19 protein-coding genes are annotated in these 20969 nt (G+C 48.9%); 1 reads left to right on the forward strand and 18 read right to left on the reverse strand.

Annotated elements, in window-relative coordinates; all coding sequences use genetic code 11:
- Positions 1-5: 5 nt before the first annotated feature.
- Positions 6-2252 (forward strand): M56 family metallopeptidase, encoded by a 2247-nt coding sequence (locus ACUUHJ_RS22935; protein WP_472300016.1) that lies wholly within the window; start codon positions 6-8, stop codon positions 2250-2252.
- A gap of 395 nt (positions 2253-2647) precedes the next feature.
- Here ACUUHJ_RS22935 and ACUUHJ_RS22940 read toward each other — a convergent pair whose 3' ends face one another.
- From ACUUHJ_RS22940 to ACUUHJ_RS23025, 18 genes are all read right to left on the reverse strand, one after another.
- Positions 2648-3061, reverse strand: coding sequence for a VOC family protein (locus tag ACUUHJ_RS22940; RefSeq protein ID WP_173627413.1), 414 nt, complete (start codon positions 3059-3061; stop codon positions 2648-2650).
- A 78-nt stretch (positions 3062-3139) separates the two neighbouring features.
- Positions 3140-3892, reverse strand: a complete 753-nt coding sequence (locus ACUUHJ_RS22945) for a sigma-70 family RNA polymerase sigma factor (protein ID WP_472300017.1) — start codon at positions 3890-3892, stop codon at positions 3140-3142.
- 133 nt (positions 3893-4025) lie between these two features.
- Positions 4026-4883 (reverse strand): putative RNA methyltransferase, encoded by an 858-nt coding sequence (locus ACUUHJ_RS22950; protein ID WP_472300018.1) that lies wholly within the window; start codon positions 4881-4883, stop codon positions 4026-4028.
- A gap of 324 nt (positions 4884-5207) precedes the next feature.
- The gene (locus tag ACUUHJ_RS22955) at positions 5208-6167 is read right to left on the reverse strand and encodes an ATP-grasp domain-containing protein (protein ID WP_289673938.1); all 960 of its coding nucleotides are present in this window, start codon (positions 6165-6167) and stop codon (positions 5208-5210) included.
- Complete coding sequence (locus tag ACUUHJ_RS22960) at positions 6168-7439, reverse strand: type III PLP-dependent enzyme domain-containing protein (RefSeq protein WP_472300019.1); 1272 nt, start codon at positions 7437-7439, stop codon at positions 6168-6170.
- Positions 7432-8604, reverse strand: coding sequence for a DegT/DnrJ/EryC1/StrS family aminotransferase (locus ACUUHJ_RS22965; protein ID WP_289673940.1), 1173 nt, complete (start codon positions 8602-8604; stop codon positions 7432-7434). The genes ACUUHJ_RS22960 and ACUUHJ_RS22965 overlap by 8 nt, the downstream gene beginning before the upstream one ends.
- Positions 8604-9632 (reverse strand): GNAT family N-acetyltransferase, encoded by a 1029-nt coding sequence (locus ACUUHJ_RS22970; protein ID WP_472300020.1) that lies wholly within the window; start codon positions 9630-9632, stop codon positions 8604-8606. The genes ACUUHJ_RS22965 and ACUUHJ_RS22970 overlap by 1 nt, the downstream gene beginning before the upstream one ends.
- Positions 9601-10248 (reverse strand): sugar transferase, encoded by a 648-nt coding sequence (locus ACUUHJ_RS22975; protein ID WP_289673943.1) that lies wholly within the window; start codon positions 10246-10248, stop codon positions 9601-9603. The genes ACUUHJ_RS22970 and ACUUHJ_RS22975 overlap by 32 nt, the downstream gene beginning before the upstream one ends.
- The gene (locus tag ACUUHJ_RS22980; RefSeq protein WP_472300021.1) at positions 10232-11242 is read right to left on the reverse strand and encodes a polysaccharide deacetylase family protein; all 1011 of its coding nucleotides are present in this window, start codon (positions 11240-11242) and stop codon (positions 10232-10234) included. Before ACUUHJ_RS22980 ends, ACUUHJ_RS22975 begins: the two co-directional genes overlap by 17 nt.
- Entirely contained in the window at positions 11209-12447 is a 1239-nt protein-coding gene (locus tag ACUUHJ_RS22985; protein WP_472301232.1) for a glycosyltransferase family 4 protein, read from the reverse strand. Before ACUUHJ_RS22985 ends, ACUUHJ_RS22980 begins: the two co-directional genes overlap by 34 nt.
- The gene (locus ACUUHJ_RS22990; protein ID WP_472300022.1) at positions 12407-13609 is read right to left on the reverse strand and encodes an O-antigen ligase family protein; all 1203 of its coding nucleotides are present in this window, start codon (positions 13607-13609) and stop codon (positions 12407-12409) included. Before ACUUHJ_RS22990 ends, ACUUHJ_RS22985 begins: the two co-directional genes overlap by 41 nt.
- Positions 13610-14326 (reverse strand): phosphocholine cytidylyltransferase family protein, encoded by a 717-nt coding sequence (locus ACUUHJ_RS22995; protein ID WP_289673947.1) that lies wholly within the window; start codon positions 14324-14326, stop codon positions 13610-13612. It abuts the gene before it with no gap.
- On the reverse strand, positions 14271-15098 hold the full coding sequence (locus tag ACUUHJ_RS23000) for a CDP-alcohol phosphatidyltransferase family protein (protein WP_289673948.1): 828 nt from the start codon (positions 15096-15098) through the stop codon (positions 14271-14273). The genes ACUUHJ_RS22995 and ACUUHJ_RS23000 overlap by 56 nt, the downstream gene beginning before the upstream one ends.
- Before the next feature lie 15 nt (positions 15099-15113).
- Positions 15114-16511: a flippase gene (locus ACUUHJ_RS23005; protein ID WP_472300023.1), complete on the reverse strand. Its 1398-nt coding sequence runs from the start codon at positions 16509-16511 to the stop codon at positions 15114-15116.
- Between the two features lie 23 nt (positions 16512-16534).
- Positions 16535-17230 (reverse strand): CpsD/CapB family tyrosine-protein kinase, encoded by a 696-nt coding sequence (locus ACUUHJ_RS23010; RefSeq protein ID WP_173610932.1) that lies wholly within the window; start codon positions 17228-17230, stop codon positions 16535-16537.
- Positions 17205-17957 carry a YveK family protein gene (locus tag ACUUHJ_RS23015; RefSeq protein ID WP_289673950.1) on the reverse strand — a complete coding sequence of 251 codons (753 nt, stop codon included), beginning with the start codon at positions 17955-17957 and terminating at the stop codon, positions 17205-17207. Before ACUUHJ_RS23015 ends, ACUUHJ_RS23010 begins: the two co-directional genes overlap by 26 nt.
- On the reverse strand, positions 17950-19038 hold the full coding sequence (locus tag ACUUHJ_RS23020) for an LCP family glycopolymer transferase (protein ID WP_472300024.1): 1089 nt from the start codon (positions 19036-19038) through the stop codon (positions 17950-17952). Before ACUUHJ_RS23020 ends, ACUUHJ_RS23015 begins: the two co-directional genes overlap by 8 nt.
- Entirely contained in the window at positions 19035-20930 is a 1896-nt protein-coding gene (locus ACUUHJ_RS23025) for a polysaccharide biosynthesis protein (RefSeq protein ID WP_472301233.1), read from the reverse strand. Before ACUUHJ_RS23025 ends, ACUUHJ_RS23020 begins: the two co-directional genes overlap by 4 nt.
- Positions 20931-20969 lie beyond the last annotated feature (39 nt).

Below are 20969 nucleotides of genomic sequence, written 5' to 3' on the forward strand. Positions count from 1 at the left end.
AAGGCATGGATATGCTATGTGATATTTTTTTATGGGTTTTTGATGCCACCATTGGAGCTAGCCTCGTCGCTGTCATGGTGATAGCCATCAAGAAAATCTTTCATCACCGGATAAGCGCTCGGCTTCACCACGCGCTTTGGCTGATTGTGTTAATACGGCTTCTGTTCCCTTTTCTCCCTAACAGTTCGGTAAGCATCTTCAATATCTGGCAACTAGGCGTAGACAGCATAAAAAATGCTGTTTCCCCCCACTCCCCTGTTGCGAATGACGCGTCACAAAAAGAGAGAGAGCAAAACAGCAAACAAATAAACTCACCTCAAAATGATAAGACAAAACAACCAGAAAATCAAAAACTTCTGGATCCCTCCATATCCCACCCAATCAAGATCGATCCAGACCCTATCGAGGACACTCACACCCTTAGCGTTAAAATAGCAGCCATCGTCTGGCTAATCGGATGTATTTCCCTGCTTGGATTTATGTGTGCCTACCTGTTTCGGACCAGAAGCAGAATGAGCAGCCTCAAAATCGTGACAGACCCACAAGTCATTTCCATCATGGATGATTGCCGCAAAAGATTTGGCATCACAAAACCAATCCCTATCTATTCAGGAAGCTATAGAAAAAGCCCACATATCTCCGGGTTGATCCATCCATGGATTTACTGTCCCGAAGAGATATACAAGGAATCGAACGCCTCTGCGCTTACCCATGTCTTCTCCCACGAGCTTGCCCACTACAAAAGAAAAGACATCGCGTGGAACCTACTGGGTCTACTTGCTCTGGCCATTCACTGGATGAACCCTTTTATTTGGATGTGTGTCAAACAGATGAAGGCCGACCGAGAGCTTGCGTGTGACGCTTATGTGTTGAACGTTCTGGGTGAGGCTGAGTCTGTGCCCTACGGGATGACGATTATTCAATTTTTGCAGCGTTTTTCTACCAACCGCCAGCAGCTTCACTTGCTTCCCTTTACCGAAGCAAATAACAAGAATCAAATGATAAGGAGAATTCAAATGATAAAAAGCTTTAAAGCAGGATCTTACAAACTCTCGGTTGCTGCCGTTTTGTGCGTAGCTTTGATGAGTTCGGTGACCCTTACGAATGCCGCAGTGAAGGAAGAGAGTACCGTCAAGCCAGTCGCTTTCGATCAGGCTAATACAGAACAAGAGGCTAGACTTTTGTTTGATTCGGATGAGCGAACATACGACCGTTTGTCAAAAGGAATGCAGACAACTGGTTTTGCCTTTAAAGTTCCTGATGTGCTTGCTATGGACTATGAGTTTAGAGGAATGTATATCGATCAGAAAAAGTTGCGTACCAATAAAGAAACTCACGTTTATATTGAATTTCGCCAAAAAGATCCCTCATCTAAAGATGTGCGTTTTTCTGCAAGTAGCGGACTACAGGGATTGGAGGCTGCTTACAAAATAATCGTGGATGAACAAACAAAGGGATATGGGGAACAAAAAATAGAGAAGCAAAATTTGAAGGTCCAACAGCTAGATGTAATGAAAGTGACTTTTATTGGCGCAGATAACGACATTAACTCCGTTTACTATCTATGGCAAGAGAACGGCATACAGTATAGCCTTAGTAGTTTCGCAAGCGATCCTCAAGAAGACATTGTGAGAATGATCTCGAATGTGAAATATCCGGATCAAGCGATGAAAGAACGCTATGTAGGCTATTCCGTTTACGTCATGGGCTTATATGATACGGAAGATGTACAGCATGGCTCAAAAGCAATAGGGTTTACTCCTAAATTTCCTTTGGAGCTGCCGGGACAGTTTAAAGGTACAGCAGCAGATATAAGCTCAAAAGTAAATTTCAGCATGCCTGCAAATGAGAAAGATTATAAGACCATGTACCTTGGGATTTACTATGATGTTGCTGAGAAAAACAAAAGATTGAGCGGGGCAAGTAGAATCTCGTTTGATCAAATCAAAGACACGAAAATATACGAAGATATGAAAAAGAATGGGAATGTAGCCTTTTACCAATCTATGGACGAAGCGCACAAAGTTAAGGTAAACATGCTGAAAATCGCTGGAAATGAAGTGTTCAAAACGGAGAAATACAAGCGTTACGGAGAGGCGAGCAACGCAGAGGATCCAACTCTCATCTCCTATTTCTGGAGAGAAAATGACGTTTGTTTCAAAGTCACGTTTACGGACGAAGTGTCCAATGAGGAAGAGATTGTTTCCTACCTGATGAGCCAAAAAGCGGTAGACTTTCAGAACTTGAAGTAGTAAAACGGGTCAATCAAAAACGCGAAAGGAGCTAGCAACGAGCAGCCCTTCCGCGTTTTTTTGCACGCTTAAGAGCGTGTTTCGCTTTTACCATGGAGCCTCGGCGGCTGGTCATAGCCGCGTCAGAGAAGAATATTTCCAGTCCTAGCGACTTTCGAAGTCCAACCCAGCTTCGCAGTGAATTGCGGGCAAAAGAAATGCAACGTGCCCAAACGACGTAGCGGCTACCACTTTTGCATTTCCCCGCAAGTCGCTGCGGAGCGGACAGTCCCCACTTCCTAGTAGGACGTAGCCCGGAGCGTAGACTGGAAATATTCTTCTCTCCACCGCAGCCCCGTTGATAAGAATAACCACCTGCATAACTTTCACAGGTGGGTTGATAGAATCGGGTATCTCTATGCGTTTCTCTCTTCATCCTCAGCAGAAGGCCAGCCACCCCATAGGTGGTTCAAGTGCCCATCTGGATCACGAAATCGAAAACTGTAGCCTCCGCCTCGCTTGTACGTCATTTCACTTACTTCGATTCCTTTGCTTTTCAGCTCCTCATAAACCTCATGGATTTTGTCTACCTGCAAGGAGATGATCGGCTGGGCTTGTCCTGCCATATCGGTAAAGTCCAAACGAGGAACTTCCGGACAACGAATAAGCCCGAGACCTACTCCGCCTACGTTCAACCACGCCTCATTGTCTCCAGGTGAAAATTCGAAGGTAAACGGAATGCCGAGCACATCGCGATACCACTTTATCGATACCTCCAAGTTTTTGACGGGCAGCTGTACAACCGCAAAATTACGCACATGGATACTCATTTGTATACGCTCCTTAATTTCAAATATGTACTTTCATCCTCTTAAACGAAAGAAAAGAACAAAAAGAAACGGGTGCTTCTACCATTTCTGAAAAAAATGCAGCAAATGTCCATCCGGGTCACGAACAGCAAAGAAAAGGCGATCGCCTGCTACCGAAACCTTTTCCACGCTCATGCCCTGTTCGGCGAGACGCAGGTACGTTTGACAAATCGCATAGGCATCCCCCGCACGAAAGGCAGCCAAAAATTGCTCAAACCCTTCTTTTGATACAAATCCAGACGAATCACGATGTCCAGCTTTGTCGATTTTCTTTTTGTTGGACGGGCTTTCATCCTGTCTGGATTGCTCTGCCAACACGAACAAGCGCTGACGTGCCCTCTTCACTCCTTCCTTCACTGCCCCTACGGTCGTGTGCAGCAATGTGGCTGTTTCCTGCGCCGTAAACGAAAAAATGTCCATCATGAGAATCAGCACCATCTGTCTGGCATTTAGACGATCAGCCAGCTGCTCGAACACCTCTCTTTGCACAAACGCATCAGATACACGGGACTGGTGCAGATAGATCGCTTCATCAAACAGGGCGGGATGCTCATTTGCCTTTCCCTTCCTGCAATGATCGATCCAAGCATTCGTGGCAATTTGCCTCAAAAATGCCTTGGTTAGTTCTCTGTCTGGAGCCTTCTGCAAGGAACGATATACCTTAGTCAATGTTTCTTGCAGGAGATCCTCCGCATCCCAGTCGTTTTTCGCGAGGAACAAGCAATGCTTTTGGATATCCGCTAGAAAAGGTTTTACGCGCAAAAAGGAAGCCCTATCCTGATCAGCCCCCATACGATCCCCCCGAGATTTTTCCGAGTATTCATACTTATTTTCAAAAAAAGAAAGAACGCTGTCAACAAAGACCATGTAAAAATAGGAAAGCGACCGTCCAGAACGAATTTTCCCGCTCAGGACAGTCGCTGTTTTATTTCCTGCCAATCAACACAACCAAGTCTATCGTCATGTCCATTCCTGCCAAGTTTGACACACGTTCCACCTGCTCAGGTGTCGCCCCCCATGCCAACGGCGTCATCTGGAGCAGGGAAGCTAGACCCTCTTGATCCAGTCGGAACTGATACTGAACCCGTTCCTTACCGATTAGCTGGAAGCTGGTTTTGAAGTGGTCGATCGTACGCTGATTTTCATATTGTGTTTTGGGTGTCTCTTGATACAAGACTTCCCGTAGCTCTCGCAAGTAGTTCGCCTCTGGTATGACTTTGATCATCCGTCCTTCATCGGCCAGAAGTCTATGAAACTCATCCGAATTGGATGGAGATAACAGATTGAGAATATAAGAAAACTGTCTATCGACAAACGGTGCATTTGTCAAATCACCGACGCACCAAACTACTTCTGAATCGTTCTTCGCCGCAAGCATAACTCCCTCTTTAGCGAGATCGATACCCACTCCGATAATGGGGACTTCGCTTGCTTGCATCACTCTCTGCCGAACCTGCGTCAAATGATAGCCTTCGCCGCATCCTGCATCCAGCACGTACATCCGGTTTTCCTCAGGTTCTGTCGTTTGCAGGATGACTTCGCTCAACACGTCATACAATGGATCAAAAAAACCTTGCTCCATGATCGCCCTTCTTGCTGAAAACAATTGCTTGTCATACTTTGTTTTGTAGGTTCGCGCAGCCAAGTGAACGTAGCCGTGCTTGGATAAATCAAAGCAATGATGATTGTTGCATACCAAGCTGGTTGCAGGTACGTTGCGCATAGCTGCTTGGCAAATTGGACAACGAAAAATCCCCACATGCTGGGAGATAGCTGTAGACATCAAAAAGCACCCCATTCATTCGTATTTCGGTGAATGAAAAAAGGCACAGTCAAATAAACCCCAAGCATTTTCACAAAAATGCGGGATTACGTTGATCTGTACCTCACATTACCGTAGACGAATGAACTGGATGATCATGGTGTGTAACACTCCTGTTTTTTGATAAAGTAGGCATCGCGATAGACGCCCAAGTACGATTGTAGCACATTTCAGGAATATACAGGCACTTCCATTAGGGAACGGGAGTCTTAGGGGGCAGGTGCGCCGTCTATGTCTTGTTATTGCTTCCTGCCCATGCCCTGCTCCTGAAATATATTTTTGCGCTCACTCCAACAGCATGACCTCATCGTATTTCATCAGAATGCTTCCTTCCTTGTACTCCCCCACTTTTGGCACATTTACCAGGCCCTTTATGTTTTGGAGAAGCGCACGAACGATGTTCACTCCACTTTCATGAGCATGCGGATACCCGCCGCCAAAACGGGGATTAATCTCCGACACAACGTACTGATCTCCGACCAAAAAACAATCGATGTCAATGGGCCCACGCGGCTCTAGGACACGGATGAGTTCCTTCGCAAGTGATAACAGACGCGGATCTTTTACCGCGAGGGAGCGATCCGTCTCCCCTGCCCGCATTCGCAGCTTTTTGCGGGTGAAAAGTGTCACCAGCTCTCCCGAGATCAGATCCACATAGCCATCCACTCCGTACTCCTCTGCCTGTAGGAACGGTTGAATGACGACATCCTCCATTTTTTCCATGAGCACGGACCATTCTTGGTCATTCTCCACACGTGTGATGCCCAAACTGGCACTTCCATACCGCGGCTTGACGATCAATGGATACGTAATCTGCCCTGCAAAAAGCGCTGCTTGTACCTCGGACATTTTGGTAAAGGTGGGAATGGCGGGAATCTGATGCGCGGACAAAAAATCATACGTTGCCCTCTTATCCAAGCATATCTGGATTACATCCCGGCTGGACACGATCACCTCGATGCCCTGCATGTAGAAACGATCTGCATGCGCTGCCAACAACGTCAGCTCAGGGTCTATTAAAGTGAGAATTGCCTTGATCTCGTATCGTTGGCAGATGTGCAGAAGGGCATCGAGATAACCAGGATCATCGATACGCGGCACCTGCTCATGATGATGGGCAGCGTACAGGGCCGGGGCCGTCGGATCGCAGTCGACTGCTATGATTTTGCCAGTGTCCCCCCATTCGCGTACAAAATAGTGGAGCAGCTTAACTCGTCTGCCTACACTGGTCACAAGTACGTTCATTCAGTTCACTACCTCCTGCTTGTCAACGTGAAAACGATAAACCGATTCGGGAATGAATTGTTGAAGAGTCTCTTTTCCCCTAACCATGAACGCTTCAGTTCCATCGATGGCAAGAACAGGCGGCCTCTCCCGAATAAATGGTGGATTAAAGACGAGCGTATAAGCTCCCACGTGCCCGAAGACAAAATAATCCCCGCTATCAGGCAGAGGCCCCGTGTAGCCTTGCAGCAAATAATCTTTTTCCATGCACGTATACCCGACTACATGATAGGTCGCTTCGGGAACTGGCTTGCGGTTGCACACAAGTCGGGCTGGCAAGAGGTGAGAATGCATCGTCGGCTTGACATTGTGAATGCTTCCATCCACGAGAACAAATCGCTCGCCTCTGTTTTCTTTTACATCGATGACTCGGCAAACGAAATCAACGGCATCTGCCACAAGGGAAATACCCGGCTCGAGAATCAGCAGTGGCGCATGATCCAACTCTGCCAGCTCCTCCTTCACAACTGATGTAATCGCTTCGGCGTACTCCTCAAAGGTTGGAGCAGCCGTCATCCCAAATGAGGTCGGGAGCTCGCCAAAAAATCCGCCTCCTATATCGATAAAAGCAAGCCGCTCTCCCAAATGCTGTTTCCCCAAACGGCATAAATGGCGCGTAATTTGGCGATACACACCGACACTGCGATTGGTGGAAAAGTGTCCATGCAATCCGACTACATGCACATTCGGGGCGACAGCCAATTGGCTCAGGGCTTTTTCCAAATTACCGTTTTCGACGCAAAAACCAAATCGGCTGACCTCGTATCCATTTTGCAGAGGACTCACTCCACCCCTGGCCAAATCCACATTGATCCGTAGCCCAATCCGAAATGTCTGCTCAGGATACTGCATGGCGTAGGCCACCACCCACGGGATTTCCGAAAAAGAATCCAGATTGATCAGACTCCCCTGCTCTAAGGCAAAGTGAATGTCGTCTTCCGTTTTGAGCGGGCCGTTAAAAATGATGGACGCAGGATCGACGCCGAGCTTCCGTGCCAATTCGTACTCCAATCGAGAGACGACTTCCGCATGCGCCCCTAACTGATGCAGCTTTTGGCACAAAAACGGCAAGTAATTCGTCTTATACGAATACCCGACGACTACATGCTCATAGCGACGAGTAAACGCTCGTTGGAAACGACGATAGTTGTCAGAGAGCTTCACTGTGTCCAATACGTAAAAAGAAGACGAGCAGAGACTACGCCATTTTTCTAGCTGCTCATAACTATACATGGCGCACCCCCTGTTTCTGATTCAGGAGGCAGCTCGTGATCACACCGATGACTCGCTCTTGCTGATCAGCGGTCAGGCTGGAACCTGACGGCAAGCAAACACCTTGGGCAAATAGCCGATCTGATACACTCTCATCAGGTTGGTGTGGATAGTATTGGCACTGTGCGAACAACGGTTGAAGATGCATCGGCTTCCACACGGGACGGGCTTCGATATTTTCTTTGCCCAGTTCATCGATCAGTTGTGCAGCTGAGAGGGTTGTATCCGCTGGATTAAGTGTCATCACCGTAAGCCATCGTGTGGATCGCCCTGTCGCCGGCTCGAGCATGAACGAAATACCTGGCAATTGCCCGAGGGCTTGTTCATAACGCTTGAAAACCCCTCGCCTTGCCTCGATTCGCTCCTCCAAAACACGCAGTTGCCCCCGGCCAATTGCAGCCAGCACGTTGCTCAACCGATAGTTGTAGCCCATTTCTTCATGCTGGTAATGCTTGGCTGGCTCCTTCGCCTGCATCGACCAGAAGCGCGCCTTTTCGATTGCCTCAACGTCATCGGAGACGAGCATTCCCCCACCTGAAGTCGTCATGATTTTATTACCATTAAATGAAAAGGTCCCAACATGACCAAAGGCGCCGCTCATTCTCCCTTTGTATACAGCCCCTAACGATTCGGCTGCATCTTCCACCACACGAACCCCATACTGCTCACAAAGCGCCATCAACGGCCCCATATCGGCGCTCTGCCCATATAAATTGACGATGACGACCGCCTTGGGCAACTTGTCCGCTGCTGCCGCTTCCCGCAGGGCACGCTCTAATGCCAACGGAGACATATTCCAAGACCCTGCCTCGGAATCAATGAATACAGGAGTCGCTCCCTGGTACAAAATCGGATTGGCACTGGCGACGAAGGTGAGACTGGAGCAAAACACCGTATCACCCGGAGCGACGTCCGCTAGCCGAAGCCCGAGATGGATAGCAGCCGTACCAGAGGACACAGCCAGCGCAGCTTTTACGCCCACATACTGGGCAATCTCTCGCTCAAAAGCATCGACGTGTTCCCCCAATGGTGCAATCCAATTGGAGGCAAAGGCGTCTGCCACCAACTCCTGCTCATCCTCCCCCATATGTGGCGGTGATAAAAAAATCCGCTGCTGCGCACTCATTACGACGTCCCTCCATTGCGATAGGCAGGAAAGAAATCTTGCTCGCCAGCCTTATCGACCTGTAGTTTTTGGCACAAGGCCAGATACACTTCCTCATCGTGAACTTTTTTGCCCATCCAGTAAGGAAAATGATTGCCGTTTGCAAACGAGGACTTGAAACGGAACAAGCCATCTCCATCCAGATTTCCTCCTCCAAGGAGAAGTAGCTGTGCTCCATCCTGCTTTGCCTGCTGGATCATGGCGTCGAAGAGGAGGTGGTTGACCCCAAGCGCCATGTCTTCCGTATGGGATGCCCCTAGCTGATAATGGGCGAATTGTTTTCCACTGAGCAAAAGCACTCCCGCCACCGGGCGATCCTCATGCATGGCGAGCAGAAGCCGCGGCTTGCACAGCGCTGTTTTTTTCATGAGTCCCCCAAAAAATTCAGGAGCATAGTAGTAGTGCGCCGCGGCATGGTTACGGTCCATCGTCTCCCGATGCAGCTGGATAAAAGAATGCAGCCGATCGGTTCCGCCCAATGTAACCCGGACGTCGTTTGCCGCGGCCTTCCTCATATTTCGTCCGACGTTTTGTGTATAGTTGGCGCGTATGAAGGCAAGGGTGGGGCGCAAATCGACCGCCGTTACCATCCTCACCAGATCCAGTCGCATTTGATCCGCGAACAGCTCCGCATTCCCCAGCAACGGATGAAAGCGAACCGTTTCTGTCAGATAGTTTTTGTACCGACAGTAGACGTGGAATTGCTCCTGGAACAATCGGGCAGCCGTCTGTCCTCCCACGACAAATGGCCCTCCGTATCCAATCGAAACCAAATCAGCATAGCCGGGAATCCACCCATCCAGACGTCTGACCAAATAGGGATAGAAAACCTCGTTCTCCCCACTCTTGAAAAAAACAGCTTCTGGCGTGCCCTGCTCCATTTTGGCGTATAGCTGCACAAATTCTTTCGTGTAGGACACGTCTAACTTTAAAAACCGTCGCAAATATTCGGTCCAATCATCCTGTTCCGACAGTACGATCAGGCTCACATGCTCCCCTCCCAGCGCGCTCTGTGTTTTCACTCCCTCTGAAGTCTTCTACCGTGACGCTGCCCTGCTGATTTATGCCTGTCGATTGAAAAACACGCTTGATCGTCAGACCGATAATCCGCATATCCAGAAAAAAGCTGCTATTTTCTACATACCAGACGTCCAGCTCGAACTTTTGCTCCCAGTCAATTGCATTTCTCCCATTGACCTGCGCCCAGCCTGTAATCCCCGGCTTTACATCGTGTCGCTTCAACTGCCGCGGCGTGTACAGCGGCAGGTACTCCATCAGCAGCGGTCTCGGCCCTACGAGACTCATTTCACCACGGAGCACATTCCATAATTGCGGCAGTTCATCCAAGCTATACTTTCGCAAAAGCGTTCCGAATGAACCCAATCTCTGCTCATCAGAGAGAAGCACTCCACTCTCATCACGCTTATTGGTCATCGTACGAAATTTGTAAATGAAAAACGATTTTCCGTGCAAACCTGGTCGCTCTTGTACAAACAAAACCGGAGACCCCAGCTTCCAGCGGATGAGCAGACTCACCAGCAAGATCAGTGGGGACAGTATGACGAGCATCAGGAAGGATACGCAACGATCAAACAAGGACTTCATGCCGCACCTCCTGATGATTCCACTTCGCTGCCGCTTCCTCCATACTGAGGCTCTGCATGCCGTACCTCTCGCGTAACATGGAATAATGCTGGAGTATTTCCTCCAAAAAGGAGAGATTCTCTTCCATATGGCTCCCGAAGTTCTCCGGATGCCACCATAGATGGTACAAGCGATTGTGCTCTGCCGTATGAGTCAGGTCGCATTTGATTCTTTTCATGCGCCATTTTTCCAACCTCTGTAGTCGAGGATGATAAGGACGCAAAAACCGGCTGGATGGAACATCGATCATTCCATCTGGACTACGCTGCAATGAAACATAGTTGTTATGGCCGGAGAGATTCACATACGCATCCATCAGCCGCATGGCTCTTTTGAACAATGTCTCTTCGGCAGCCCCTCTTGTGTGGTACATCCAAGACTGCTCGTTGCCGCGATAGGAACAGAATCCCTTTTTCTTGCACAAAGATAAATAAGCGGACTGCACCTGATTTCGCGGAAAAACAATGCTGGATGGAGCGTATCCTTTTTTGCGAGTTAATCTATGAAAAGAATCAAGGTCAGCAGCAAAAGCTTCGGGAGTCTGTCCTGGCTCTAGACAATAGTAGTGGGAAAGGGTGTGGCTTCCGATGAATTGATGCGGGTAAGTGGATATTAGCTTGATTAAGGAAGGAGCAAAATGATACGGATCGACTTGCTCATGCTCTCCAATCGCATCTGTCTCTATATAGGGATAGGGTGACAGCTTTTCATCGGAATACGCCGGGAGATGCCGTGGGACGACACTTGCCAACTCCTTGCGCGACTCGCAAAACAAAAAACCGACAGTAGCCCAGGTGACGTGCATTTCATACTTGGCAAACAGCTCCAAAAGTGCGGGGATCACTCGACGAACGCCTAACAAATTTTGCTCATAGGATGGAATGGTTCTCTTGTCTCGGACGCCCCAGTAAAGTTCAAAGTCTAGGGAAATGACGAATGCTCCCGTCTTGTCCAATCTTCTCCGCTGCCTCCTTTCTCCTGCTCTCTTTCTTCTCGTAGCTGACCAGTCAGTTGGGCAAATAAAGCCGCCTGCTTCGCAAGGACTGTCCGCTCATCGAAGTGCTCAAGCGCGATGCTGCGGCTATTCTGTCCGAATGCTTCTCTGAGTCTCGAATCCACTACGAGCTTTTTTAAGGCTGCATACAAGGGACTTACTTGTTTTGGTTCTACTAAAAATCCGTTCACACCATCGCTGACTTCTTCCCGACATCCACGGATATTCGTGGCGACGATCGGTTTTGCCATCGCCATCGCCTCAATGATGGATCGAGGCAGCCCTTCGCGATGAGAGGGAAGAACAAAAATATCGCTTGTGGCCATCAGCTCCGGGATGTCTGTGCGGAATCCAGCCAAAATAATTTGCGGATGCTGTCGACAAAGCTCCACGAAGTTTTGCCCCCGCTGATCGCGTTCACTGGAAGATACGTCCCCCACCAACAAGAGGCGCAGACGCGGAAATTCGCCCGCCAGCTTGCGAAAGGCTTCCAACAGCTCAAAAATCCCTTTTTCCGAGACCATACGTCCCACATAAGTAATCACCACATGATCATCCTGAAGCCCCAGTGAGGATTTGATAGACTGGACCTTTTCTCTCGTAACGAGTCGCGGGTGAAAGCGTTCTGTGAGATCAACACCGTTGCCAATGTGCAGAATCCGCTCCATCTGGGAGGAGAAGCCATCCTGCACGCTCAACTCGTAATCCTCTCGACTCTGAAGCAAAAGATAGTCGGTCATATGCCTGGCAAACCATTTTTCCAGCGTGTAGTACATCTGATACGTACTTTTGCTCATTCCCTCATGAAAGAAGTAGCCATGCGCTGTGTAAATGACATGCGGCACTCCTGCCAGCCTTGCTGCCACACGCCCGAGAACAGCGGCAATCGGCGTATGGACATGCACGACATCATACTTCTCCCGTTTCATCAGCCGATACAAGGCTCCAATTGTGCCCAAATTGGAAATCGGGTCGATCTTTCGCTTAATGGGGATACTTCGAAGCGTCAATCCCTTCTCTGTTAGCACATCAAAGCGCCCTGTATCCGAACACGCGGTATGCACCTCGTAGCCTTCATCCATCAGCTTTTCAATCAGGGGAAACAGCAAGCTTTCTACAGAGCGGTCAATTGCGCATACTTGCAAGATTTTTTTCAAGCAGATCACCGCCATTTTTGATCTGACGCGTATTGATTTCGGCTGTCACGAAATACAGCGCGAGCATGATCCAGAAAAACGTTTCGCGAATTCCGTTATGCGTGAGTCCGTACAAAACTTGGAAGACAAGTGGATACCAAGCAACCAATCGATGCCCACGGACCGCCCCATAAATCATGAGAATAAACAACACCGTGCCTATTACGCCGTAGGAAAAGAACAGATTGGCTAAGGTAGAATGCAGCTCCAACGAAATGCTGCTGTTAAATCGCTCGTACATCCCTTCCCCTGCTCCGAACAAAATGTACTGCGGATGGTTGGCAATCCGGTCATAGCCCCGCGCTGCCAAATTGTCATCTGAATCTTCACCGAGTGTTACCATTCGTTCTTCGATTTGTGTGTAAATAGATGTGTCGCTCAGCACGTTTTCGTTGGTGTACAAATAGATGAAGAAGACAGTGAAGGACGAGACGAGCACGCAAAGCAGATTTATCCAAAACAAGCCCGTTCGTTCTTTGATGGAGAGGAGCAAAAAAACGAGGTACATCCCTACGGCACTAATGATCGCTGCTTTCGACAGGGACGCTGCAATGATGCTAAACGCCGTGCCGATCGAAATAAAAAGAGGAATGGTCTTCACAGACACAAAGCGAGCACACAGCAGGCATATTCCCATGCACAAGAGCCCAAAATAGCCGAGCTGGTTCGGATTGTTAAAGAACAACGATTGTCTGAACTCTCCGTTATCCGGTGATAGACCTGACACGAGAAGGAATGCCTGAATGAGCAAGGAAGTGGATGTAGCCAGGAAGATCCATTTGACGTACTCTTGCGGGTTGCGCCTGAACAAAATAATCAAGGCAAGCATCACGGCTCCGTTGTACATGTACCACTTGGTCGAGCTGAATACATCCATTTCCCCGCCTAATGCAATCGCCCATATGCCATTCACCATCATGATGTCGTACAAAAACAGAAGGGTAAGGAAGAGAAACAATCCGAGTCTGCGATTGACCCGCCCCAGGCGAAACAAGAGGCTGTAGGCGATCAAAATCAGCATAAGAAAATCGGCGATTTGCGGATTGCCACTTGGGAAGAAGTAGAAGGGCTTAAGCACCACATATAGCAAAAGAAGGATCTTGTCCGGGGAGAGCTTTTCCTTGATCATCATTTACCTGTGTGCCAGATGGTTAGTGAATTGCAGGATTCGCCGATAATCCTCCCACGTATCAACCTCTGCCCAAAACAATCCCGGTGGTATTTGTGCGACATACACATTCTTTTCGCCCAAAAAGGAATAGAGGACATTTTCCCACCATAAATCATACTGCTTCTCCTGAATCAACCTTTGCAATCGACGCAAAAATATCGGCAAAAAGCTCTCTTGAAGCTTGGCAATTCCAACGTATTCGCCAGTTGTCTCTTCCAGAGAGAGTCCCTTTCCATGGCGAAGCAGCAGTCCGTTTTCATAACCAAATTTATAATCTCCCTCATAGCGACGGACTGGATCAGCAAACATGACGGGACATGTGTTCTCTTGCAATACGACTTCCAGCACCTTTGATTCAAAGTAAACATCGGCGTTCAACAGCAAGCAATCGCTGCCTTGCAAAAAATCGCGGGCGAACCAGAGGGACACGATACTATTCGTCCGATCATAAAAAGGATTGCGGTAAAAACAAATAGGTTCATCTCTGAGCAGTTTGAAAATCAAGTTGGCTTGATAGCCCACCACCATCGCGATCTCTTCAATTCCGTTGCGCCTTAGCTCCGTTATCGTATTTTCAATGAGCGTTCGGTTCCCGATATCCACTGTACACTTGGGAATACCGTCAATTTGCTCGTTGATTCGTGACCCGAGACCTGCCGCCATGAGCAGTGCCTTCATCCGACTCCCCTCCTTCTTTCAGAGATGGCATGACGTATTTGATGTTCAGCTTCAGCTTGTACATCGATCTGGCCAGTCCGACGAACAGGTGGTAGAAGGTCCATAAGAGCAAAAATAGCATCTGACCGCTGATTGCCCACAGAAACGCGGTAACGAACACGCCCAACTGATAGCCCGTTTGGGTAAGAAAAAGGAAGACAAAAGCATCGATCCATTTGCTGCGCTTTCTCATAGAGACTGTTTCGTGAGAGATTTTCCCTTGGCTAAAGACGAGATCGGAACCATTGGTCGCCAAAATCTCGGCAAAAATCGAGAGCAAAATCAAATAGAGTAGCCACGGATCCAACATCGCGTGATGATCCGTGATTCCGTAAATCACACCGAATGACACTAGGTAGAGTGCATAGTTGAGCCCGATGTCCAGCCATTCTCCTCCCTTGCTCTTCTGGTTGCGGATGCGGGCTACTTCCCCGTCGACGCAATCCGCCAAATAGCACAACTGACAGAAGAAGCAGCCGAGCAGAAAGGATGCCGCCGTTCCGTACATAAATGCCGCAGCGCTAAGGAGTCCGGCGACAATCCCTCCCATTGTAATCGCGTTGGGTGATATTTGTGTTTTTCGGGTCAGCAGTAAGCTCACATAGATGGAGATGCGACGAATGAAGTAGTACGACCAAAATTCTTCCCTGCTCCACGGCTTCTGCACCTGCACACGGCAATGACGTGTCTCTTCACTATCCCAAAACATAGACGGATACAGCTCATCCTTCACGGTAAGCCACCTTCTTCATGACCTCGTCTCCTGGAGCGAGACGGAATATTTTTCGGACAAAAACGGGATGTACCATGTGCGAAAGCCAAAATATTTGGATGCCCAATACGAAGCACAAAGATCTCGACAGATCAAGCTGATTGAAGTAGCAATGGCCGCCCCGATAATTCCATACAGCGGAATGAGACAAGCGTTTCCGATTATGTTTAGTGCAGCTGAACAAACAAGAATATTGCGGGACGTTTTTTGATGCCCGGTCATTGTCAATAAAGGGATAACACTGCCTGTGCAAAAATTGACAAACTGCCCCATGCACAAAATCACAAGGACGAGACTCTCGCTCGCAAACTCTTCGCCAAAGAAAGTGAGCAACGGAACGGCGAATATCGCCACCAGCAGATTGAGAGGAGCAGAGGTAAAGAAAATGAGCCGATTGGCAAACGCAATCATCTTTTTCAAGCCGTCCATATCATTACGTGCGTACAGCTCAGAAAACTTGGGAGAGAGGATCGTATTGATGGAAATCAGCGCAAAGCCGGTCACCATTGCCAGACGAATGACCACACTGTATACTCCGACAGTTTTGGCATCCGTAAAAATACCCAGCATGATCATATCTGTCCACGTCATGATCAATTCCATCGACGCACTCAGATACATCGGGAGTGCGACTGCAATAATTTCCCTCAACCCAACACTAGGCTCTCCCGCAGTCGGCTGTACACTGTTACGGAATCCTCGGCTTGTCGCATACCACTGCCCCATCCCATAGACAGCATTCAAGAAAACAGCAGCTGCGAGCAGTTGAATCAAGAGCATCGTACTGGGTTCGAAAAAAGGAATGGCGATAAAGAGAAACGCCAAGTGCAGAAAACGCATACCCACGATATCGACAGTGATCGAGATGACAACCCGATGCAGCGCCCGAAATGCAGATGCATACAGTCTTGCGAGCGACACAAACGGAAGCATCCACGCGACGACTCGCAGTGCCTCTGCTGGCAGCTCCCCTGCAAACACGTAGGCAGACACCTGCTCTGAGAACACATACAAAAGTACCCCAAGCACAATCGAAATCAACGTCGCCCACAGCACTACTTTGTTGAATACTTCGGAAATCTGATAAAGCGAGCCTTTCGCGCGAAACTCCGAGAGAAAGCGGATGATAGCTGTATCCGTCCCCAAAACAGCCAGCACCATTCCGATGTTCATCAGGGTGAGCGTCAGCGAATAAATGCCCAAGCTCTCGGCTCCATACTCTCTGGCAATGTAGAACTGCAAGAGATAGAGCAATACGAAGCCAAGGAGCCGAAACAAAAACGTGAAGGCCGAGCCCCGAATCACTTCGTGAACATCGCGATCTTTATTGAGACGGCCCCATTGTCGTTGCCAAGCTAATTTGAGGGCATGCATGCCTACAAACGCCCCGCTTTCTGCTATGCGTTGTACCCATATCCGTAGTAGCCTTCTCTCTTCCCTACCTTTTTGTTGTTGAGAACAACACCAAGCAGATTGGCTCCTGCTGCTTTTAACTGCTCTACCGCCTTGACAGCAGAATCCCGCTTCGTCTTGCTAGCATCCACCACCATGACACAGCCGTCCATTTCCCTCGCCAGCACCATTGCGTCGCTTACGATTAATGGCGGGCTGTCGACAATGACAAAATCATAGTTGTGGCGCAGATAGTCCATCAATTCCAAGAGCCGTGGCGTCCCGAGCATTTCCGCTGGATTATGCGGGATTGGCCCTGCCGTAATGATCGACAGCTCTGACACCCCAGACGGTTGGATGATATCGGGAATCTGGCACATATCCGAAAAGTAAGAACTGATCCCGTACAGATTGGGCATATCAAAAGTGAAATGTACCCGCGGATTGCGCAAGTCAAAATCAAGCAGCACCGTTTTCTTGTGATCCTTTGCCATCATCAAGGACAGGTTGGCAGCAGTGATCGTTTTTCCCTCAGAAGCCCCTGGACTGGTGACTAAAATCGTTTGCATCAGCTTGTCGCCCATGGAAAACTGAATGTTTAAGCGAAGGGTACGGTAGCCCTCTACCAGCGGAGACAGCGGCTCCCAATGGGCGATCAGCTTTTGGTAACGATCATCAGGCTTCTGCCTTCTCATACTCATTCCTCACTTCCTCCACCTTGGGCTGGCGAAATGCCTTCCGCGTTTTTTTATCAATCACCGCAATCGTTGCCAGTACAGGTAAGCCTAAAAACTCCTCCACTTCTTTTTCCGATTGAAGTCGGGTATCCATCTGCACGAGTAAGAAGACGACGACCATAGATGTTGCCAACCCGAGGACAAAAGCGATCACCGAATTGAGGATCGGCTTTGGACTCACTGGAATGGCCGCCGGATTGTTTCGGGCTTCCGCCAAAATATGCACGTTGTTCATGCTGAGCATTTTGACGACTTCTCCCTGAAAGGTCGTCGCGATTGTATTAGCGATGAGCACTGCTCTGCCCTGATCCGGATCTTCTACCGTAATGGAAATGACCTGCGAGTCCTTGACTGGCTCTACCTTTGTTTGAAGCAGCAGCTCCTCCATCGTAGAGCCCGCCCCGATCACTTCGAGCACGCGCTCCATCACCCGTGGACTTTCAATAATGACGCGATAGGTCTCAATCAATTTCAGATTGGAATCAATTTCTGCGACGGATAGCATGCTCTCTACGGTTGAATCCAGCGAGCGATTCACTAATATTTCCGTCTTAGCCTGATAAATCGGTGTTAGTAAATAGAAGCTCACGAGCGCTGTTCCGATGGTGCATAAAGAGGTAATCAAAAGGATCAGCTTCCATCGCTTCAACAACATCAGGAGTATTTCACGAAGATTAAGCTCCTCATTCATCCTGCTTCCCCCTTTGCCCCGCTATGCTGTCACTTCCTTCTTTCGGCAGTTGTACGGGAGGTTCGATTTGTTTTTGAAAAGTTGAAAGACTCTCGGTCAACCTCTTACGCTCTTGCGGGCTGACAATATAGTAGTAGATTCCATTGATCATTTGACCCTTTCCTTCCAAACGAATCGTCTCGACGGAGGTAACTGCCGTACTGTAGCTTAGGGCAAGCTGTTTCATCACATCAAAGGTCATGTTCGTTTTCACGTATTTCCCCATCGTCGTAAGGACATCATTCAATCGAGTAGGCGATGCAAGAGTTACCCCTTTGTCCAGCAATGCTTTGATGATTTCCTGCTGTCTTTCGTTGCGCCCGAGGTCGCCTCTCGGATCTTCGTAGCGCATGCGAGCGTAGACCAAGGCTTGCTTCCCGTCTAGCTGGATGGGACCGACAGGAAAGGTGTAATCGGCATAAGTAAAGGCAAGCTTGTTGTTTACCTCCACTCCGCCCAGCGCATCGATCACACCTGCGAACCCTTCCATATTCGCGGTCACCACGTAATCAACGGGTAATTGGAGAAACTGCTCGACGGTGTCTACTGCCTGCTGCACGCCGCCGAATGCATAGGCGTGATTGATCTTATCCTGGGTACCTTTGTGAGCGATAACGGTTCGTGTATCACGCGGTATACTGATGAGGAGCGCGGATTTCGTTTTCGGGTTGACGGAGAGTACGAGGATGACATCTGAGCGCCCCTTGTCATTCTCTCGTTCATCAACGCCAAGAAGCAGTAGAGTGATCGGTTCTTTCGCCAAGATAGCGGAGTTCTCCACTTCAGCCGCAGGCGGTGTAGCTCCTTCTGCGGAATTCATGGTCGACGTTTGTCTCACAGATGCTGGTTCAGTCGCTACAGGTATCTCGACAGATTTCTGCGTGCGGACAGGGAGGTACATTTTGTTGGCTGTTTCTTTTAACGACAGATAGACGTACACACCATAACCACTCAAGCTGATGAGACAAATCAATCCCGCCCATGCTAGCAGCCGCTTCCACTTGATCGTGGCGATCCTTTCCTTCCATTTGCTGACGCTCATCCGATCGCCACTGGATAAGGGACTGGCGTAGACTCTTCTTTCACGTAAGAAGTGGATTGATAGCCTGGCACGATCCCTTGCAAAATCTCGATGATGGATTGTTTATCCTCCATCGTCGCTCCCTTGTCTGCAATTTGCTCCAACCGGGCGATCCCTGCCAAGAGCTCATTCCAGGAAAAATCGAGCGGCTTCCCTATGAAGATGCGATTATGGCAAGTAGACGACAAGCCTTCTTCCGCCGTCAAAATTTCTTCGTACAGCTTCTCACCCGAACGAATTCCCGTGAATACGATCGGAATATCCTTCCCGGGCTCCAAGCCAGCCAAGCGAATCAGGTCGAGGGCCATATCGACAATCTTGACCGGCTTCCCCATATCGAGAATGAATATTTCCCCTCCCTGAGCGAGTGCTCCCGCCTGAATAACAAGCTGGGCAGCCTCAGGAATGGTCATAAAGAATCTCTCCATATCTGGATGCGTAATGGTAATCGGTCCACCTGCCCGTATTTGATTGAGAAAAACGGGAACGACACTCCCCCTGCTCCCCAGGACATTTCCAAAGCGAACAGCCGCAAACCGGGTAAGTCCGAAATGGTTATAACCCTGGATCAGTAGCTCAGCAATTCTTTTCGTTGCCCCCATCACACTGGTTGGATTCACTGCCTTGTCCGTCGAGATCAGGATGAAATGAGAGACGCTGGTTTCCAGCGCGCATTCCGCAACATTTTTCGTACCCAGAATGTTATTTTTTAATGCCTCACACGGGTTGTTCTCCATTAACGGCACATGCTTGTGGGCTGCCGCATGAAAAACAACGGCGGGACGATATTCATGCATAATCGAAGCAATTCTTTGTCTGTCACGAATATCTGCAATCAAGCTGACCGTCTCCTGCTCAGGAAACAAACGCGAGAGCTCCAGGCCCATTTCAAAAATACCGTTCTCTTCGTTCCCCAAGAGAAGCAGTTTCCTTGGGCCAAATCTAGCTATTTGTCTGCAAAGCTCAGACCCAATCGAGCCGCCCGCTCCTGTCACGAGTACGACTTGCTGCCGCAAGTACCCCGTAATCTCTTCCAGATTGACTTGAACAGGCTCTCTTCCCAATAAATCTTCCAACGCTACATCCCGTATCATGTTCATCGTGATTTTTCCGCTGATGATATCTGCTACGTGCGGCAAAATTTTGACGCTCGCTCTCGTTGTTTTGCAAATATCAAAAATCTCCTTAATCGTCTGTCGGGAAGCAGATGGCATCGCAATCACGATGTCCGAGATGGAAAGTCGTTGAACGACACGGGCAATGTCAGCCCGATTCCCTACAACGGGCAGGCCGTACACACGCAGATTTTGTTTACTGGGCTCATCATCGATAAAAGCCACTGGACGCAGCTCCGACAAAGGCGAGGTTTTCATCTCTCTGGCTACGAGCACCCCTGCGCTACCTGCTCCGATAATTAATGTGCGCCTGCGATCCTGCGTTCTTTTCTCCCGCCCTTCATACCACCACTTCCATACAAACCGAGAGCCTGTCATCCCGAGCAAAACAAAGGCTAGTGTCATGAGAAAGAGTGAGGTGGGAAATCGGACGGACCAACCAAGCAGGTACGTCATTTTTAGTACCAGATAGAGAGCCAAAACAGAAAAGCTCGTGGCAAAAATGATCGAGACCAGTTCGCGAACACTGACATAGCGAAAAACAGGTCGATAGAGTTGAGCAAAGTGCATGCCTGTCACGACGAACAGTACGTGGCCAATCATCAAATACATAGGTTGATAGTCGCTTATCTCCGTGAAAGAAAAATCAAATCGAACCAGGCAGGCCAACCAGACAGCCAAGCTGATAATTCCTGCATCCGATAAGCTTAACCAGAATCTTCTCTTCCGGTAGCTCATATTCATCCGCTCCAGGTGATCGTTATTCAAAAAATGGTC

Source organism: Brevibacillus schisleri (genome assembly GCF_055685845.1).

Excerpts from the sequence above, each read along its gene's own strand:
- ACUUHJ_RS22975 (WP_289673943.1), bottom strand. The coding sequence starts at position 10,248 with ATGAAGTCCTTGTTTGATCGTTGCGTATCCTTCCTGATGCTCGTCATA.
- ACUUHJ_RS22940 (WP_173627413.1), bottom strand. The coding sequence starts at position 3,061 with ATGAGTATCCATGTGCGTAATTTTGCGGTTGTACAGCTGCCCGTCAAA.
- ACUUHJ_RS22955 (WP_289673938.1), bottom strand. The coding sequence starts at position 6,167 with ATGAACGTACTTGTGACCAGTGTAGGCAGACGAGTTAAGCTGCTCCAC.
- ACUUHJ_RS23020 (WP_472300024.1), bottom strand. The coding sequence starts at position 19,038 with ATGAGCGTCAGCAAATGGAAGGAAAGGATCGCCACGATCAAGTGGAAG.
- ACUUHJ_RS22950 (WP_472300018.1), bottom strand. The coding sequence starts at position 4,883 with ATGTCTACAGCTATCTCCCAGCATGTGGGGATTTTTCGTTGTCCAATT.
- ACUUHJ_RS22990 (WP_472300022.1), bottom strand. The coding sequence starts at position 13,609 with ATGATGATCAAGGAAAAGCTCTCCCCGGACAAGATCCTTCTTTTGCTA.
- ACUUHJ_RS23025 (WP_472301233.1), bottom strand. The coding sequence starts at position 20,930 with ATGAGCTACCGGAAGAGAAGATTCTGGTTAAGCTTATCGGATGCAGGA.
- ACUUHJ_RS22965 (WP_289673940.1), bottom strand. The coding sequence starts at position 8,604 with ATGAGTGCGCAGCAGCGGATTTTTTTATCACCGCCACATATGGGGGAG.
- ACUUHJ_RS22995 (WP_289673947.1), bottom strand. The coding sequence starts at position 14,326 with ATGAAGGCACTGCTCATGGCGGCAGGTCTCGGGTCACGAATCAACGAG.
- ACUUHJ_RS22935 (WP_472300016.1), top strand. The coding sequence starts at position 6 with ATGGATATGCTATGTGATATTTTTTTATGGGTTTTTGATGCCACCATT.
- ACUUHJ_RS23005 (WP_472300023.1), bottom strand. The coding sequence starts at position 16,511 with ATGCATGCCCTCAAATTAGCTTGGCAACGACAATGGGGCCGTCTCAAT.
- ACUUHJ_RS23015 (WP_289673950.1), bottom strand. The coding sequence starts at position 17,957 with ATGAATGAGGAGCTTAATCTTCGTGAAATACTCCTGATGTTGTTGAAG.
- ACUUHJ_RS22960 (WP_472300019.1), bottom strand. The coding sequence starts at position 7,439 with ATGTATAGTTATGAGCAGCTAGAAAAATGGCGTAGTCTCTGCTCGTCT.
- ACUUHJ_RS22945 (WP_472300017.1), bottom strand. The coding sequence starts at position 3,892 with ATGGGGGCTGATCAGGATAGGGCTTCCTTTTTGCGCGTAAAACCTTTT.
- ACUUHJ_RS23010 (WP_173610932.1), bottom strand. The coding sequence starts at position 17,230 with ATGAGTATGAGAAGGCAGAAGCCTGATGATCGTTACCAAAAGCTGATC.